The 15395-nt window shown below is 66.0% G+C and carries 13 protein-coding genes; 8 read left to right on the top strand and 5 right to left on the bottom strand.

Translation table 11 applies throughout. The annotated features are described in order from the left end of the window. Positions 1 to 120 precede the first annotated feature (120 nt). Positions 121 to 1080 (top strand): acetyl-CoA carboxylase carboxyltransferase subunit alpha, encoded by a 960-nt coding sequence (locus EO139_RS00545; RefSeq protein ID WP_053045248.1) that lies wholly within the window; start codon positions 121 to 123, stop codon positions 1078 to 1080. A gap of 395 nt (positions 1081 to 1475) precedes the next feature. On the opposite strand, the gene EO139_RS00540 is transcribed toward EO139_RS00545, so the two are convergent. Then, positions 1476 to 1922, bottom strand: coding sequence for a CopD family protein (locus tag EO139_RS00540; RefSeq protein WP_126968986.1), 447 nt, complete (start codon positions 1920 to 1922; stop codon positions 1476 to 1478). A 74-nt stretch (positions 1923 to 1996) separates the two neighbouring features. Here EO139_RS00540 and EO139_RS00535 point away from each other — a divergent pair, with 74 nt between their 5' ends. Both EO139_RS00535 and EO139_RS00530 read left to right on the top strand, forming a co-directional pair. Next, on the top strand, positions 1997 to 2599 hold the full coding sequence (locus EO139_RS00535; RefSeq protein WP_162490522.1) for a class I SAM-dependent methyltransferase: 603 nt from the start codon (positions 1997 to 1999) through the stop codon (positions 2597 to 2599). 427 nt (positions 2600 to 3026) lie between these two features. Further along, positions 3027 to 4334 (top strand): polyhydroxyalkanoate depolymerase, encoded by a 1308-nt coding sequence (locus tag EO139_RS00530; protein ID WP_039520278.1) that lies wholly within the window; start codon positions 3027 to 3029, stop codon positions 4332 to 4334. A gap of 271 nt (positions 4335 to 4605) precedes the next feature. On the opposite strand, the gene EO139_RS00525 is transcribed toward EO139_RS00530, so the two are convergent. After that, positions 4606 to 4968, bottom strand: coding sequence for a PadR family transcriptional regulator (locus EO139_RS00525; RefSeq protein WP_126969089.1), 363 nt, complete (start codon positions 4966 to 4968; stop codon positions 4606 to 4608). Between the two features lie 339 nt (positions 4969 to 5307). Between EO139_RS00525 and EO139_RS00520 the strand changes: the two genes are divergently transcribed. The 4 genes from EO139_RS00520 to EO139_RS00505 all read left to right on the top strand — a co-directional run bounded on the left by EO139_RS00520 (position 5308) and on the right by EO139_RS00505 (position 9670). Continuing rightward, entirely contained in the window at positions 5308 to 6867 is a 1560-nt protein-coding gene (locus EO139_RS00520; protein ID WP_164739656.1) for an alginate export family protein, read from the top strand. 524 nt (positions 6868 to 7391) lie between these two features. Further along, entirely contained in the window at positions 7392 to 8066 is a 675-nt protein-coding gene (locus EO139_RS00515; RefSeq protein ID WP_053046264.1) for a DUF502 domain-containing protein, read from the top strand. Positions 8067 to 8070: 4 nt separating this feature from the next. Beyond that, a complete protein-coding gene (locus tag EO139_RS00510; RefSeq protein ID WP_104583407.1) occupies positions 8071 to 8847 on the top strand; it encodes a queuosine precursor transporter in 777 nt (258 codons plus the stop codon). Positions 8848 to 9067: 220 nt separating this feature from the next. Then, complete coding sequence (locus EO139_RS00505; RefSeq protein ID WP_164739655.1) at positions 9068 to 9670, top strand: LysE family translocator; 603 nt, start codon at positions 9068 to 9070, stop codon at positions 9668 to 9670. On the opposite strand, the gene EO139_RS00500 is transcribed toward EO139_RS00505, so the two are convergent. After that, a complete protein-coding gene (locus EO139_RS00500) occupies positions 9634 to 10506 on the bottom strand; it encodes an AraC family transcriptional regulator (RefSeq protein WP_164739654.1) in 873 nt (290 codons plus the stop codon). The genes EO139_RS00505 and EO139_RS00500 overlap by 37 nt on opposite strands. Before the next feature lie 151 nt (positions 10507 to 10657). Between EO139_RS00500 and EO139_RS00495 the strand changes: the two genes are divergently transcribed. Beyond that, positions 10658 to 12598, top strand: coding sequence for a DUF885 family protein (locus EO139_RS00495; protein ID WP_126968983.1), 1941 nt, complete (start codon positions 10658 to 10660; stop codon positions 12596 to 12598). 187 nt (positions 12599 to 12785) lie between these two features. Here EO139_RS00495 and mmuM read toward each other — a convergent pair whose 3' ends face one another. Both mmuM and mmuP read right to left on the bottom strand, forming a co-directional pair. Further along, positions 12786 to 13748: a homocysteine S-methyltransferase gene (mmuM, locus tag EO139_RS00490; protein ID WP_126968982.1), complete on the bottom strand. Its 963-nt coding sequence runs from the start codon at positions 13746 to 13748 to the stop codon at positions 12786 to 12788. Continuing rightward, positions 13745 to 15142, bottom strand: coding sequence for an S-methylmethionine permease (gene mmuP, locus EO139_RS00485; protein WP_126968981.1), 1398 nt, complete (start codon positions 15140 to 15142; stop codon positions 13745 to 13747). Before mmuP ends, mmuM begins: the two co-directional genes overlap by 4 nt. Positions 15143 to 15395: the final 253 nt, after the last annotated feature.

Genomic DNA, 15395 nt, shown 5'->3' with positions numbered 1-15395 from the left:
GGCCGCCATCCGCCCTGCTTTGATTCCCCATTCCCGATTCCCGATTCTCCTAACCCCACCGTACGGGTTCATCGAACGCATTCGGCTACACTCCCCGCCTTACGTTGACGACACCACTGCATGAATCCCAACTACCTCGACTTCGAGCAACCCATCGCCGATCTGGAAGCCAAGATCCAGGAACTGCGCAAGGCCAGCACCGGCCCTGCAGTCAACGTGGACACCGAGGTGCGTGCGCTGCGCGACAAGCTGCGCGTGCGTACCGCACAGATCTTCCGCGACCTGTCGGCCTGGCAGGTCTCGCAGCTGGCGCGCCACCCGCAGCGCCCGTACACGCTGGACTACATCAACACCATCTGCGACGAATTCCAGGAACTGGCCGGCGACCGCGCCTATGCCGACGACAAGGCGATCGTCGGGGGCCTGGGCCGCATCGATGGCCGCGCGGTGGTGATCATCGGTCACCAGAAGGGCCGCGACACCAAGAGCAAGGTCGCCCGCAACTTCGGCATGCCGCGTCCGGAGGGCTACCGCAAGGCGCTGCGCCTGATGAAGCTGGCCGAGCGTTTCCGCCTGCCGCTGCTGACCTTCATCGACACCCCGGGCGCCTACCCCGGTATCGGCGCCGAGGAACGCGGCCAGTCCGAAGCGATCGCGCGCAACCTGCTGGAGATGGCCGAACTGAAAGTGCCGGTGATCTGCACCGTGATCGGCGAAGGCGGCTCCGGCGGCGCGCTGGCGATCGGCGTGGGCGACCGCACGTTGATGCTGGAATACGGCACCTATTCGGTGATCTCGCCCGAAGGCTGCGCTTCGATCCTGTGGAAGGACGCGGCCAAGGCCAAGGACGCCGCCGAGCAGCTCGGGCTGACCGCCAAGCGCCTGAAGGGCCTGGGCCTGGTCGACAAGGTGATCCGCGAACCCACCGGCGGCGCGCATCGCAATCCCGAACAGATGGGCAAGCGCCTCAAGGCGGTGTTGCTCAATGAGCTGGAAGCGCTGGAAAAGCTGCCGGTCGAAGGCCTGCTGCAGCGTCGTTACGAGCGCCTGCGCAGCTACGGTGCCTACGAAGGCAACTGATCGGCGATACGCCGAGGCGATGGTGCTGCGTGCACCATCGCCAGCGAGCAAGACGATTGGTCATCGAGGAAGGACCTGGTCGCAATAAGCCCTGCCTCTCCTGTCACTGGTGTTGCAGGCCGCCTGCTGCGTGCTTGTCGTACTCAGCAGGCGGGCGCTGTACTGGATCTTCGTCCTGATCGCGTTCGCGTTCCTGGCGGTGTTGATCCAGGTGTGCGGCCGCAGACGTCGCCGGATCCCGGCTTGTCTCCCATGCGTGTCGGCCACTGCGCGCCCAGGTGATGTCCGCCGTCGGCGCGCGGTGCCGGCCTGCACCCCGTGGGGTCGCATCGCCATCGTCGCTGCGCATCGACTGCGTCAGGCAAACGCACGCGCTGCCTGTACTTCAACAGCGCTCAGAACGGCTTGGCCAGCACCAGCCAGATCACCGCGACCAGCAACACCACCGGCACTTCATTGAACAGCCGCAGCGCGCGGCCGCTGGGCAGGCTGCGGCCCTGATCCACGCCCTTCAACCAGCGCCCGGCCACGATGTAATGCGCCAGGATCAAGGCCACCGCAAACAGTTTTGCGTGCAGCCAGCCACCGGCCACCATCGTCGGGAAATCCGGAATCACCCGATAGCCCTGCCACAGCACCGCGCCCAGCAGCAGCGCCAGGCCCAGCATGCTGTGGCCGAATCTGTAGAGGCGGCGCCCCATCAGCACCAGGCGTGTGCGTACCGCAGGCTCGGCACCGGCTTCGGCGATATTGACCAGGATGCGTGGCAGGTAGAACACCGACGCCATCCACGCAGTGACGAACAACAGATGGAAGGTCTTGATCCACAGGTACAGGGTCATGTGCTGGCTTCGCTGGCTGGCGTAGGATGGCCCGCATTTTCACCCATCCGCTCATGCGAAAGCACCTGAAGTCCATGTCCGAACCCGACGACAAGCAGTACGACGCCCACTATTTCCGCCGCTGGTACAGGGATGCGGGGCTGGCCGACCCTGCGCGCCTGCGACGCAAGGTCGCACTGGCGGTGAGTCAGGCCGAGTACTACCTGGAGCGCCCGATCCGCAGCGTGCTGGATATCGGTTGTGGCGAGGCGGCCTGGCGCGCGCCATTGTTGGCCTTGCGCCCCAGGCTGAGCTATCTGGGCTTCGACAGCAGCGCCTATGCGGTACAGCGTTACGGGCGCAGCCGGCAGATCCATCCTGCCCGCTTCGGCGATTTCGCCTGGCTGCGCCCCTGCGCGCCGGTGGATCTGCTGATCTGCTCGGACGTGCTGCATTACGTGCCCACCCGCGAGTTCAACCAGGGGCTGCCGGGGCTGGCCGAGATGTGCGCGGGTGTGGCGTTTCTGGAGACATTTGCCGAAGAAGACGCCTTCGAGGGCGACCACGAGGGTTTTCAGGCGCGGCCGGCGCGCTGGTATCGGCGCCGCTTCGCCGGCGTGGGGTTTGCTGCACTCGGTTCGCACTGCTGGTTGTCGCCGCAATTGGCCGATGAGGCGTCTGCGTTGGAGCGCGGCTGAGCAGGACGTTGGCCGGCTGAGGCACACATGGCGAGGCGAGTGGCTCGCCGCGCGCCCTCCCGCCACCCTCGCCCGCAGGAAAGCGGCCTTCCTTCCTTCTCCCGCAGAAGGTGCCCCGCAGGGGCAGATGAGGGTACGCACGAAGCCTGGTGGAAGTTGAGTGCGTGTGGGCCACACCCCTTACCCCTCCCCGCAGGCAGAGGAGCCTGCCAGGCAGTCCGCACGGCTCTGCGAGAACGCACACTTTCAGCGCGGCGCCGTCGTCCGACGTATCTCCGATGGCGGCAACGTAAAATCGCGGCAAATCAAGGCGCTCGCGCCTGCCACAGCTTGGATGACAGCCTCTACCGTCCGCAGCCCCATTAAGGTGCAAATGCGCCAAAGGGGGTATGCTGCGCGGCAGCAAAGAGCCGCACGGATGGGTGGAATGCTTTATCAACTGCACGAGCTGACCCGCAATCTGCTAGCGCCTTGGGTGCACCAGGCCCAGGCGAACGCCAAGATGTTTTCCGACCCCGACAGTCTGTGGGCCTCGCTCCCGGGCGCCGAACGCATGGCGGCCAGCAATGAGCTGTTCCATCGCCTGGGCAAGGAATACGAAAAGCCGGCCTGGGCGCTGGACGATGTCGAGGTCGACGGCCACTCGCTGCCGATCATCGAACGTGAAGTGCTGAGCAAGCCGTTCTGCCGTCTGCTGCGCTTCAAGCGTTTCAGCGACCATGTCGAGTTGATCGGCACGATGAAGCAGCAGCCGGCCGTGCTGGTGGTGGCGCCGTTGTCCGGCCACCATGCCACCCTGCTGCGCGACACCGTGCGCACGCTGCTGCGCAACCACAAGGTCTATGTCACCGATTGGGTGGACGCGCGCATGGTGCCGCTGGAAGCCGGCGCCTTCCGGCTCGAGGACTACATCAGCTACATCCAGGAGTTCATCCGTCACATCGGCGCCGAGCGCCTGCATGTGGTGAGCGTGTGTCAGCCCACCGTGCCGGTGCTTGCAGCGGTGTCGTTGATGGCCACCAACGACGAACCCACGCCGCGCTCGCTGGTGATGATGGGCGGGCCGATCGATGCGCGCCGCAGCCCGACCCAGGTCAACAACCTGGCCACCGAAAATGGCATCGAGTGGTTCCAGAACAACCTGATCCACACCGTGCCGTTCCCGTATCCGGGCCATGGCCGGCAGGTGTATCCGGGCTTCCTGCAGCACGCCGGCTTCCTGTCGATGAACCCCAATCGGCACGTGATGTCGCACTGGGATTTCTACACCGACCTGGTCAAGGGCGATCTGCAGGACGCGCAGGCGCACCGGCAGTTCTACGACGAATACAACGCCGTGCTCGACATGCCGGCCGAGTATTACCTGGACACCATTCGCGTGGTGTTCCAGGACTTCCTGCTGCCGCAGGGCAAGTGGAAAGTGGATGGCCAGCTGGTCAAGCCGTCGGCGATCCGCAATACCGCACTGCTCAGCATCGAGGGCGAACTGGACGATATCGCCGGCCTGGGCCAGACCGAAGCGGTGCACGATCTGTGCACCGGGATCGACGCGGCGCATCGCCGTCATCTGGTGGTGGAAGGTGCCGGCCACTACGGCATCTTCAGCGGCCGCCGCTGGCGCGAAGTGGTGTACCCGCAGGTGCGCGAATTCATCGCTCGCTACGATGCCGACCCGGTGGGCAGCCGCGATCCGGCCACCGTCACCCCGATCCGCAAGCGCGGCAAACGCGCTTGACCGGCAACAAAAAACGCCCCTCGATCGAGACCGATCGAGGGGCGTTTTTTTTATGCACAGATGCCTGGTTCGCGCCAACCCAGAGGACTGGTCGCGTGCGCGGTGCCCTCACCGCCCTCACCGCCCTCACCGCCCGCAGGAGTGCCATGAACCCTTCCCGGTTCGGCATCGTGGAGCACACCCCGAAGCGTCGCCGGGTCCACGCAGGCCAGGGCTGGCGCACTTGCACAAGGTCATCAGGACTGGTGGTCGGCAACGGACGCGCCTGTCATCAGTAGGTCCCCTCCAGCACTGCGTCAACCGAATCGCGGGTGGCGCGCCAGGCGGCGCTCCAGTCGCGCAGGCAATCACGCCCGGTTTGGGTGATGCGGTAATAGCGCCGGGGCGGCCCGGACGCCGAGGGCTCGACATGGCTGTGCAGCAGCCCTGCGCCGTCCAGATTGCGCAGCACCGGATTCAACGTGCTCTGCGTGCCGCTAAGCACGCCGCCCAGCCGCTCCAGCCGCTTGGCGATCAGATAGCCGTACAGCGGCGCATCGGCCTGCGCCAGCACTGCCAACAAGGCCAGCGACACCGTGCCGGCACTCAGCTCCTTCTGGAATTTCCGCAGGCATCGGATTCGCTCATCGGCCAGCTCCACCAGCTCGAAGGCAATGCTATTGCGAAGTGAGGAATAGCGAATATGTCGGTAGCCACGGGCCGGGATAGGAAAATCGGGATTGGGGAATCGGGATTAGGGATTTGCAAGGCAAGCAACCGAGAATTTCCGTACACGACTCAAGCGAACTGAAGAATACTTGGCGCGTTATTTGCAGGCCCGCTTTTGCGAATCCCCAATCCCGACTCCCCAATCCCCGCTCATGTACTTAGAACCATTGGGTTACTCCCTTTGCGGCAGCGCTCCACTACAGTCATTGCCCACTGGGCCGATACCACTTGCTCAGACGACTCACTTTTTCGATAGGGCGACACGATGCGACTAGCACGCTTGGCACAGCCGGCCATGGCTGAAACTTCCTTTGGCGCCACCCGGTGCCTGTGCTTGGCGATCGGGTTGTCTCTGCCGGCACTGGGGTTTGCGCAGGCGCAGACCGCGCCGGTCAATGCCGAGCAGACCCAGCCGGAACCGGCGAAGGCCGCGCCCGCCGCTCCTGCAGCGCCCGCGCCCGCCAAGGGGTATCCGCTCGAAGCGCAGGGCTGGGGAGCCAAGCAGGGCGGCAACATGTGGCAGGTGCGTTGGGCCGAGGACTGGTCGTATCTGAAGGATCCATCCAAGCGCAAGAGCCCGTTCGATCCGCTCAAGTACATTCCGTTCAATGAATCGGGCGATGTGTATGTCTCGCTCAGCAACGAACTGCGCGTGCGCAGCAACACCATCACCAATCCCGGTCTGATTCCCGGCAGCCACTCGCAGCAGCAGTACCTGTTGCGCGCGTTCTTCGGTGCCGACTTCCATATTGGCGAGCACTTCCGTCTGTATACGGAACTGGCGCACGGCAGCCTGGATGGACGCAACGAGGGCGCCAAGACCGGCACGCAGGAAAACAACGCGATCCTGCAGCAGGTGTTCTTCGATGTGAAAGGACGCGTCAACGATGCCGACCTTGGCCTGCGCGTGGGCCGCCAGGTGTTTGTCGATGGCCCCACCACGCTGATGGCCCTGCGCGACAACACCGACATCTTCGTGACCTTCAACGGTGTGCGCGCCTGGGCGATCGGCGAAAAGACCCGCGTGGACCTGTTCGATTTCAACTTCAACCTGGATGGCACCGAGGGACTGGGCGACGATCGCATCGACCGCTCGCGGCACTTCCGCGGCGTGGTCGGCGGCTATCGCATGCCGACCGCCAAGCCGATGTATCTGGAGCCGTTCTTCTACCAGTTCCGCAACGACAACCAGGTCTGGGGCCGGCAGACCGCCGAAGAAAACCGTAACTACTACGGGCTGCGCCTGTGGGGCAATGTGGGCAAGCTGCGCACCGACTCGTTCGTGACCGTGCAGCGCGGCAGCTACGGCGGGCGCGACCTGCGTGCCTACATGGCCAGCACCTCCAATGCGTGGACGCTGAGCGACAACGGCTGGAAGCCGCGCCTGGGCTTCCATAGCGAAATCGCGTCCGGCGGCGGTGGCACCTCCGGCACCGGCACGCTGCGCAACAACAACTTCCTCTATGGCAATACGATCTACTTCAGCTGGGCCACGTTCTTCGGCCCGGTCAACCTGGTCACTGCCGCGCCCACGTTCACCTTCTCGCCCACTTCCAAGCTCACCGTGAACCTGGAATGGGAAACCCTGTGGCGCCAGACCACCAGCGATGCGATCTACAACAACCAGGCACGCGCCTACGCACGCACGCAGAACACCGGCGAGCGCCGCATCGGCACCATGCCGCGCATCAACGCCACCTGGAACATCGACCCGAACTGGTCGGTGACCTTCCGCGCCGAACACCTGATGGCAGGGCCCGCGCTGGAAAAAGCCGGCTACGGCGATTCGACCTTCGTCATGGGCTGGTTGAACTTCCGGTTCTGAATGCCGTTTGTCGGCACTGCAATCTGCTGACTCGATGTGCGAGCGTTTTGTTTTAACGCGTACTCGATCTCGATCACATGCCGCGTCCCGCAAGGGCGCGGCATGTTGGTTTCTAAGCCTTGGCCTGTCTGATGACCACGCGTTTTTTCGCAGGCTGCACGCATCTGGCAAGCGAGGCCTTCGCCTACTTGTACGAACGATTGCGTTCGACGGACAACCGCGCCCCGCCTGGCCGAGACACCACACCACCGCCCCCCAACCGAAAGCCATGTTTGGCTTGAGCGCAGCAGCATCAGCCCAGTCGCCCAGGCGGTCGCGGCTGTCATAAGCGCCTCCAGTGCCGTGCGTCCCTTCTCTCCGGCGGGATGAGGAAGCGACCTGCTACCGCCTTGCGCACGCGACGTGTCACTGCCTGAGGGCGACCTTTCAGCACGCAGCAGTGCATCTTTTACGAATCCCCAATGCCCAATCCCAAATCCCCGCCTCACCTGCACCGGGCACGGCCGAATGCCTACAATGCGCGCATGTCCGAATCCCCCACCCCGCATTCCCGCCCTTCCCTGCAACGGGTCTTCCTGACCGGTTTGCTCACCCTGCTGCCGGTCTGGTTGACCTGGGTGGTGGTGAAGTTCGTGTTCTCGCTGTTGTCGGGCATCAGCAGCCCGTGGGTGGTGCCGCTGTCCGAACGCATCGCCGCCTCGTTCCCCGATTATCTGGGCTGGATCAAGGCGCTGTGGGTGCAGAACACCATCGCGCTGATCGCCACCGTGGGCGTGATCCTGTTCGTCGGCATCCTGAGCCGGCGCGTGATCGGCCAGCGCCTGCTGCGCTGGTTCGAGGCGATCATGCGGCGCATCCCGCTGGCCAGCGTGGTCTACGACAGCGCGCGCAAATTGCTCGACATCCTGCAGACCCAGCCCGGCAGCACCCAACGCGTGGTGCTGATCGACTTCCCGCATCGCGACATGAAGTCGATCGGCCTGGTCACGCGGGTGATCAAGGAACAGGGCACCGGCCGCGAGCTGGCGGCGGTGTATGTGCCGACCACGCCCAACCCGACCTCCGGCTATCTGGAGATCGTGCCGGTGGAGCTGCTCACGCCCACCGACTGGAGCGTGGACCAGGCCATGAGCTTCATCATCTCCGGCGGCGCAGTGGCGCCCGACTCGGTTCCCTTCACCCGCACGGCGGATCGCTGACGCAATGACACGGCCGCGTACCCTCGACGATCGTGCGGTCCGCCTGTTCATTGCGCTGGCCGCGTTCTTTTGCGTCAACGCGGCATTGGCCGAGTTCATCGGCGTCAAGATCTTCGCGCTGGAAGACACGCTCGGCATCGCGCCGTTGAACTGGAACCTGTTCGGCCAGACCGGCTCGCTCAGCTTCACCGCCGGCACCTTGCTGTGGCCGGTGGTGTTCATCATGACCGACACCATCAACGAGTTCTTCGGCAGCCGCGGGGTGCGTTTCATCTCGTGGGTGGCGGTGGTGCTGATCGGCTACGGCTTCGTGTTCGCGTTTGCCGCGATCGCATTGGCGCCGGCAGCCTGGTGGGTCACTGCGGCGCAGGGCCAGGGCGTGCCCGACTACCAGGCGGCCTTTGCGGCGGTGTTCGGCCAGGGCCTGTGGACGATCGGCGGCTCGCTGGTGGCGTTCCTGTTCGGCCAGTTGATCGACGTGTCGGTATTCCATCGCATCCGCCGCGCCACCGGCGAAAAGCACGTGTGGCTGCGTGCCACCGGCTCCACGGCGGTGTCGCAACTGGTGGACAGCTTCGTGGTGATCTACATCGCCTTCGTGCTCGGACCGCAGCACTGGTCCATCGACCAGTTTCTGGCGGTGAGCACGCTCAACTACGTGTACAAGATGGGCTTTGCGATCGCACTGATCCCGCTGCTGTATCTGGCGCGCCGCGCCATCGGCGCATACCTGGGCGCCGAGCGCGCCGAGCAGCTACGCGAAGAAGCCGCCTCCGGCTGACAACGCGGAAGCCTGCCGGCCGCATCGCTGCAGGGCAACCATCGGCGCCCGGGGCGGCGGCATCGAACCGGCCCCTTGGTCTTGCGCGCAGCCCGCCCGCCGCCCGTTCGCTGCGCTTGCCGATCATGCGACGGCCGCAGCGGCCGCCCATCGAAATTTTGTTCAATCCGCGGCTGCGGTCGCCAGCCATGCTGGTGCGCCCCGCTACGGATTCCGCGCCATGGACCATCTTGTCGCAATGGCCAGCTTTGCGCTGGTGTGCTCGATTTCGCCCGGCCCGGTCAACCTGGTCGCGTTGAGCACCGGCGCCAGTGCCGGCGCGCGTGCCGGGCATGGCCACGTGATCGGCGCCACCGTCGGCTTCGTCGCGCTGCTGCTGTTGGTGGGCCTGGGACTGCAGCAGGTGTTGCTGCGCTGGCCGCTGCTCGGCCGTGCCTTGCATCTGGCAGGGGTGGGGTTCCTGCTCTACATGGCCTGGCGCCTGCTGCGCGACGATGGCGTCATCGAAACGGCCAGGCCGCGCACGGCCGCCTCGTTCTGGACCGGTGCGGCGATGCAATGGCTCAACCCCAAGGCCTGGTTGGCGGCGACCTCCGGCGTTGCGCTGTATGCAACGACAGGCACCACGCAACTGGCGGGCTTTGCGGTGGTGTATGCGCTGGTCTGCTACCCCTCGCTGGCGTGCTGGTTGCTGGCTGGCGCAGCGCTGCGCCGGCATGTGCAGGTGCCCAAACAGCTGCGGCGCTTGAATCGGGTGTTGGCTGCGCTGCTTGTACTGAGCGCGGTCTATCTGCTGATGGAACTAGGGACCGCATTGCGATAACGCCCCGGTGTCACCGCCCAGGCGCGTTTGAAGCTGCGCTGCAGGTGCGCCTGGTCGGCGTAGCCATGCGCATAGGCGACTTCGGCGATCTCTCCGCCACGCCGCAAGGCCTCGCGTGCACGCTGGAAACGGCAATCCAGCAGATACGCATGCGGGGTCATCCCGTGGGCCTGGCGAAAGCCGCGAATCAGCCGCGGCGCCGGCATCCCGGCCAGCGTGCACAGTTCGCGCAGCGATACCGCACGCGCGTGATGGGTCTGCAGATACTCGGCCACCCGTCGCATCGGCCCGGTATCGACCGCAAGCGCGCGACTCATCGGCTCAACATGCAGATGCAGCCGCGCCACGAACGCGATCAATGCACTCTCGCGTGCAAGCGCGTCGGCATTGCCATCGGTCAATACCGCATGCATGCGGTCGAAGGCGGCATAGGCTGCCGGGGTCTGGCATAGCGGTGCCGCCAGCAGGTGCACATCGGCATTGGTGGCCAGGCCGAGTGCGCGCTGTTGTTCGCGCAGCCACGCCACGTCCAGATACAGCATGCGGAACGACCAGTCCTGCTGCTGATCCGGATTGCAGGCATGCACCTCGCCCGGGTTGATCAGGGTCAGCGACCGCGCGCCCACCTGCGCCCTCATGCGTCCATTGCGATAACGCGCAAGCCCGCGGTCGACCGCGCCCACCGACCATTGCTCGTGCGTATGCGCGGCATAACACAGGCTGCGGCTGTTGATCACCTGGCGCAGTTCGACAAAGGGCAACGCCGGATCGCGCCAGAAACCCTGCCCACCCTGCACGGGCACCTGGGTCCCGCATGTCGATTCATCGCTTGGCATGTACGCAAGCCTATCGCACTGCAGCATGCCTGCGCGCCGCAGGCATGCGCAGCGGGCTTCATGAATTCCAGGCGCGCCCCGTGCGCCCGATGGGTGGCCGGAACGGTGCGGATCGGGCAAGCTCCCCGCTCGCTTGTTCCCGGAGCCGGTAATGCCCCTCAGCTTTTCCCGCCTGCTGTCCCTGGCCCTGGCCGCCGTGCTGAGCCTGTCAGTGGCAGCGCCCGCCGATGCGGCCAAGAAGAAGACCGCCAAGGCACAGACCACGCAAACGCGCGCGAAGGCGAGCAAGGGCAAGAAGGCCACCAAGCCGGCCGCCAGAACCAGCAAGGCCGCCAAGGGTGGCAAGGCCGCCAGGCCCAGGCCGCGTGCGGTGGCCGCCCCGGTGGTGCTGACCAAGGCGCAGCAGCTCAATTTGCTCTACGACCAGTACTGGGATGCCTCGCTCAAGCTCAACCCGCTGCAGGCCACCTTCCAGGGCGAGACCCGCTACAACGACCAGCTGCCCAACTTCCTGTCGCCGGCGTTCCGGCAGCAGTCGCACGACTTCACCGTGCTGTGGCTGGGCAAGGCCGAGGCGCTGGGGCCGGACGGCCTGAGCGGGCAGGACCTGCTCAGCTACCAGATCTTCGTGCGCGATGCGCGCAGCGCGCTGGCGGCCGAGCAATTCCCCAGCTGGATGCTGCCGATCAACCAGTTCTACAACATCGCCAGCATCGCGGTGGTGCTGGGCTCGGGCACCGGCGCGCAGCCGTTCAAGACCGTCAAGGACTACGACAACTGGTCGCGGCGTGCGGTGGGCATCCCGGACCTGTTCGACCAGGCGATCACCAACATGCGGGCCGGCATGCAGGCCGGCGTGGTGCAGCCGAAGGTGCTGATGCAGAAGGTGCTGCCGCAGCTGGATGCGATCATCGCACGCAATGCCGAAGACAGCCTGTTCTGGGGCCCGGTGCGCAACCTGCCGGCAGACATGCCCGAGGCCGACAAGCAGCGCATCACCGCCGAATACAAGCGCCTGATCGAAGTGCGGATCATGCCGGCGTACCGGGCGCTACGCGGCTTCATCGCCACCGAGTACCTGCCCGCCTGCCGTGACACCGACGGCCTGACCGCGCTGCCCAATGGCGCGGCCTGGTACGCCTACGACGTGCGCCAGAGCACCACCTCCGACCTGACCCCGGAGCAGATCCACCAGATCGGGCTGGACGAGGTGGCGCGGCTGCAGGGCGAGATCGCTGCGCTGGCCAAGCAGGTCCGGTTCCGCGGCAACCTGCCCAAGTTCTACAAGTTCATGCAGACCGACAAGCGCTTCGCGTTCCGCAACGAGACCGAATTGCTGGGCTATTACCGTGGCCTGCAGGGACGCGTGCAAGCGGCGGTGCCGCGCCTGTTCAATGTCCAGGGCATGCCGGCGCTGGAAGTGCGCGTGGTGGAACCGCAGCGTGCGCAGTCGGCCGCCAGTGGCTCGTACATGCGCCCCAGCGGCGACGGCAGCACGCCGGGGGTGTTCTACGTCAACACCTCCGACCTGGACGCGCGCAGGACCTGGGAAACCGAAAGCCTGTATCTACACGAGGCCATCCCCGGCCACCATTTCCAGCTCGGGCTGCAGCAGCAGCTGACCGACCTGCCCAAGTTCCGCCGCCTGGGTGGCGAGACCGCCTACATCGAGGGCTGGGGGCTGTACGCCGAATCGCTGGGCCGCGAACTGGGCCTGTATCAGGACCCGTACAACTACTACGGCTATCTGCAGAACGCACTGTGGCGCTCGATCCGCCTGGTCACCGACACCGGCCTGCACAGCAAGGGCTGGACCCGCACGCAGGCGATCGACTACATGCTCAACAACTCGGCCATGACCCGCACCGATGCCGAGGCCGAGGTGGACCGCTACATGGCCATCCCCGGCCAGGCGCTGGCCTACAAGGTCGGCGAGATGAAGATCGCGCGGTTGCGCGAACAGGCGCAACGCGAACTGGGTCCGCGCTTCGATGTGCGCGCCTTCCACACCGAGGTGCTCAAGGACGGCTCGGTGCCGCTGGATATCCTGCAGGAGAAGATCCAGCGCTGGATCGCCACGCAGAAGGGATGAGGCGAGCTGGCGTGGCATCACGGTCGTCAAGCAACCGCAGGTAACGCGCTCCGGACCAGGCGCGTCACCTGTGGGCGTGGCCCGAAGCGCAGGCGACCTGACGCGTCTGCCAGTGGCACACACGCGGCTGACAGGCTCGTCCGAGGCGCTGCCCTGCGATCAACGCCGCTGCTCTACCGGCTGCGTTTCAACCCGCCACGCGTGCGGCCGCCAGCGCGGCGATGTCGCGCGGCGTGGTGCGGCAGCAGCCGCCGATCAACCGCGCACCTGCGGCCAGCCACTGCGCATGCTGATCGGCCAGGGTGCACGCCTGCGCGGCGCCGGCGTGCCAGCGCTTGTTGCTGGCGTCGTAGTGTTCGCCGGAATTTGGATACACCACCAGCGGCAGCGCGGTCAGCGCGGACAGGCTTTGCAGCGCGGCGGTGACATCTTCCAGCGCAATGCAGTTGATGCCCACCGCGATCACCTGCGCGCAGGCATCCAGCGCCGGCACGACCTGCGCCAGCGGCGTGCCATCGCTCAAATGCGCCGCATCACGCAAGGTGAACGAGAACCACGCAGGCAGCTGCGGGAATTCCTCCAGCAGCAGCCGCAGCGCGACGATCTCGCTGGCCGACGGCAGCGTTTCGCAGGCCAGCACATCCACGCCAGCTGCGGCCAGCGCGGCGATGCGCGGGCGATGGAAGTCCATCAGTTGCGCCAGCGGCAGCGCGTAATCGCCGCGGTATTCCGAGCCATCGGCCAGGTACGCGCCATACGGCCCGACCGACCCGGCCACCCATAACGGCGCATCCTGCGGTTGCGCCTGCAGATGATCGGCGCGTGCCTGTGCGGCCAGATCTACGCTGCGTGCGATCAACGCCTGCGACTGCGCCAGGTCCAGTCCGCGCGCGGCAAAGCCCAGCGGCGTGGCCTGGTAGCTGGCGGTGATGGCGCACTGCGCGCCGGCGGCGAAATAGTCGCGATGCACCTGGTAGATCAGCTCCGGCTGCTCCATCAGCACGCGCGCCGACCACAGCGCATCGTTGAGATCGCAACCGCGTTGTTCCAGTTCGGTGGCAAGCGCACCGTCGAGCAGCACGTAGCCGTCGTGCTGCAGCGCCTGGCTGAAAGGCGCCCCGGCGCGCGGCTGGCGGGGAAGAATCGTCATGCGTGTGGCCTCCTGCTGGCAAGCCATTGGGTGAGTGCATGGGCGCCGTAGCACAGCGCCACGAACGGGATGCCGCACCACAGCGCAATGCGCTGCTGCGGATCGAATGCCAGGCCGATGCAGGCCAGCAGGCAGAGCGCAAACCCCAGCAGCGGCGTCCACGGATACCACGGCGCGCGGTAGGCCAGGCTCTCCGGCGCGATGCCGTCGCGCAGCAACTGGCGTCGAAAGACGTAATGCGAGGCGCAGATGCTCAGCCACACCACCACCACCGCAAAACCGGACACCGCCGAAATCGCCACGAACACGGTATCGGCCGCATAGACGCCGGTGAGCAGCGCCAACAGGCCGCCCAACATGCTCAGTATCAAGGCCGGCAACGGGATGCCGCGACGGGTCAGGCCTGCGAGCCGCGCCGGCAGCGTGCCCTCGTTGGCCAGCGACCACAACATGCGCGCGGCCGCATACAGGCCGGAATTGGCCGCCGACAGGATCGCGGTCAGGATCACCGCATTCAACACATCGGCCGCATACGGGATGCCCAGCGACTCGAACGCGCGCACGAACGGGCTGGTGTCCACTGCCGCCTGCTCGGCCGGCAGCAACGCGGCAAGCACCAGCACGGTGCCGACGAACAACACCACCAGCCGTACCAGCGTGGTGCGGATCGCCAGCGGAATCGCACGCGCCGGCTGCGCGGTTTCGCCCGCGGCCACGCCGATCAACTCGGTGCCGGAAAAGGCAAAGTTCACCGCCACCATCGTCATCAGGATCGGCAGCGTGCCTTGCGCAAACCAGCCGTCGGCGCGCAGGTGGCGCAATCCCGGCGCCGGCGACCCATCGGCCAACGGCAACACGCCGATCACCGCCGCACCACCGAGCACGATGAACAGCACGATCGTGATCACCTTGATCAGCGAGAACCAGAATTCGCCTTCGGCAAACCAGCGCGCCGAGACCGTGTTCAGGGCGAAGATCAGCGCGCAGAACAGCAGACACCACGGCCATGCCGGGGTGTGCGGGAACCAGTACTGCATGCAGAACGCCGCCGCGGTCAGGCTCGAGCCCAATGCCACCGTCCAGGTCAGCCAGTACAGCCACGCCACCACGTACCCGGTGGCCGGGCCGAGATACCGCGCGGCATACACATGAAAGGCGCCGGTCTGCGGCATCGCCACCGCCAGCTCGCCCAGGCATTGCATCACCAGGTACACCACCAGCGCGCCGATCAGATACGCGATCACCGTGCCCAACGCACCGGTGCTGGCGATGATGTAGCCGGTGTTGAAGAACAGCCCGGTGCCGATGACCCCGCCCAGCGAGAGCATCACCAGATGGCGCACCTGCATGCTGCGCTGGAATTGCGGTGCGGCGGTGGACGACGGGTCGGGCATCGGCGTGTCTGATCGGTGGCAGCGCATCCTGCCATGCGCGCGCAGGCGAGCACAGCCATGCAGTGGCCAGGCGTGACGCACAACCAGGTATTGCGGGATGCCATGCGGCATGTCGCGCCCACGATCGGCCCACGTACGCTTCGCGCTCGGCCCGGCCGGCACGACACGCCCTGGCGCTACCGGGGGTATCCTCGCGACTGCTCATCCGGACTGTTGCCATGCCATACCATCTGCACACACGCACGGCGGCGCA

It is taken from the genome of Xanthomonas sp. BRIP62411 (assembly GCF_003993525.1).
Lineage (GTDB): Bacteria > Pseudomonadota > Gammaproteobacteria > Xanthomonadales > Xanthomonadaceae > Xanthomonas > Xanthomonas euroxanthea.
This window is presented reverse-complemented; position numbering and strand designations above follow the sequence as displayed.

Excerpts from the sequence above, each read along its gene's own strand:
- EO139_RS00495 (WP_126968983.1), top strand. The coding sequence starts at position 10,658 with ATGCCCCTCAGCTTTTCCCGCCTGCTGTCCCTGGCCCTGGCCGCCGTG.
- EO139_RS00500 (WP_164739654.1), bottom strand. The coding sequence starts at position 10,506 with ATGCCAAGCGATGAATCGACATGCGGGACCCAGGTGCCCGTGCAGGGT.
- EO139_RS00535 (WP_162490522.1), top strand. The coding sequence starts at position 1,997 with ATGTCCGAACCCGACGACAAGCAGTACGACGCCCACTATTTCCGCCGC.
- EO139_RS00510 (WP_104583407.1), top strand. The coding sequence starts at position 8,071 with ATGACACGGCCGCGTACCCTCGACGATCGTGCGGTCCGCCTGTTCATT.
- EO139_RS00540 (WP_126968986.1), bottom strand. The coding sequence starts at position 1,922 with ATGACCCTGTACCTGTGGATCAAGACCTTCCATCTGTTGTTCGTCACT.
- EO139_RS00505 (WP_164739655.1), top strand. The coding sequence starts at position 9,068 with ATGGACCATCTTGTCGCAATGGCCAGCTTTGCGCTGGTGTGCTCGATT.
- EO139_RS00545 (WP_053045248.1), top strand. The coding sequence starts at position 121 with ATGAATCCCAACTACCTCGACTTCGAGCAACCCATCGCCGATCTGGAA.
- mmuM (WP_126968982.1), bottom strand. The coding sequence starts at position 13,748 with ATGACGATTCTTCCCCGCCAGCCGCGCGCCGGGGCGCCTTTCAGCCAG.
- EO139_RS00515 (WP_053046264.1), top strand. The coding sequence starts at position 7,392 with ATGTCCGAATCCCCCACCCCGCATTCCCGCCCTTCCCTGCAACGGGTC.
- EO139_RS00530 (WP_039520278.1), top strand. The coding sequence starts at position 3,027 with ATGCTTTATCAACTGCACGAGCTGACCCGCAATCTGCTAGCGCCTTGG.
- EO139_RS00520 (WP_164739656.1), top strand. The coding sequence starts at position 5,308 with ATGCGACTAGCACGCTTGGCACAGCCGGCCATGGCTGAAACTTCCTTT.
- mmuP (WP_126968981.1), bottom strand. The coding sequence starts at position 15,142 with ATGCCCGACCCGTCGTCCACCGCCGCACCGCAATTCCAGCGCAGCATG.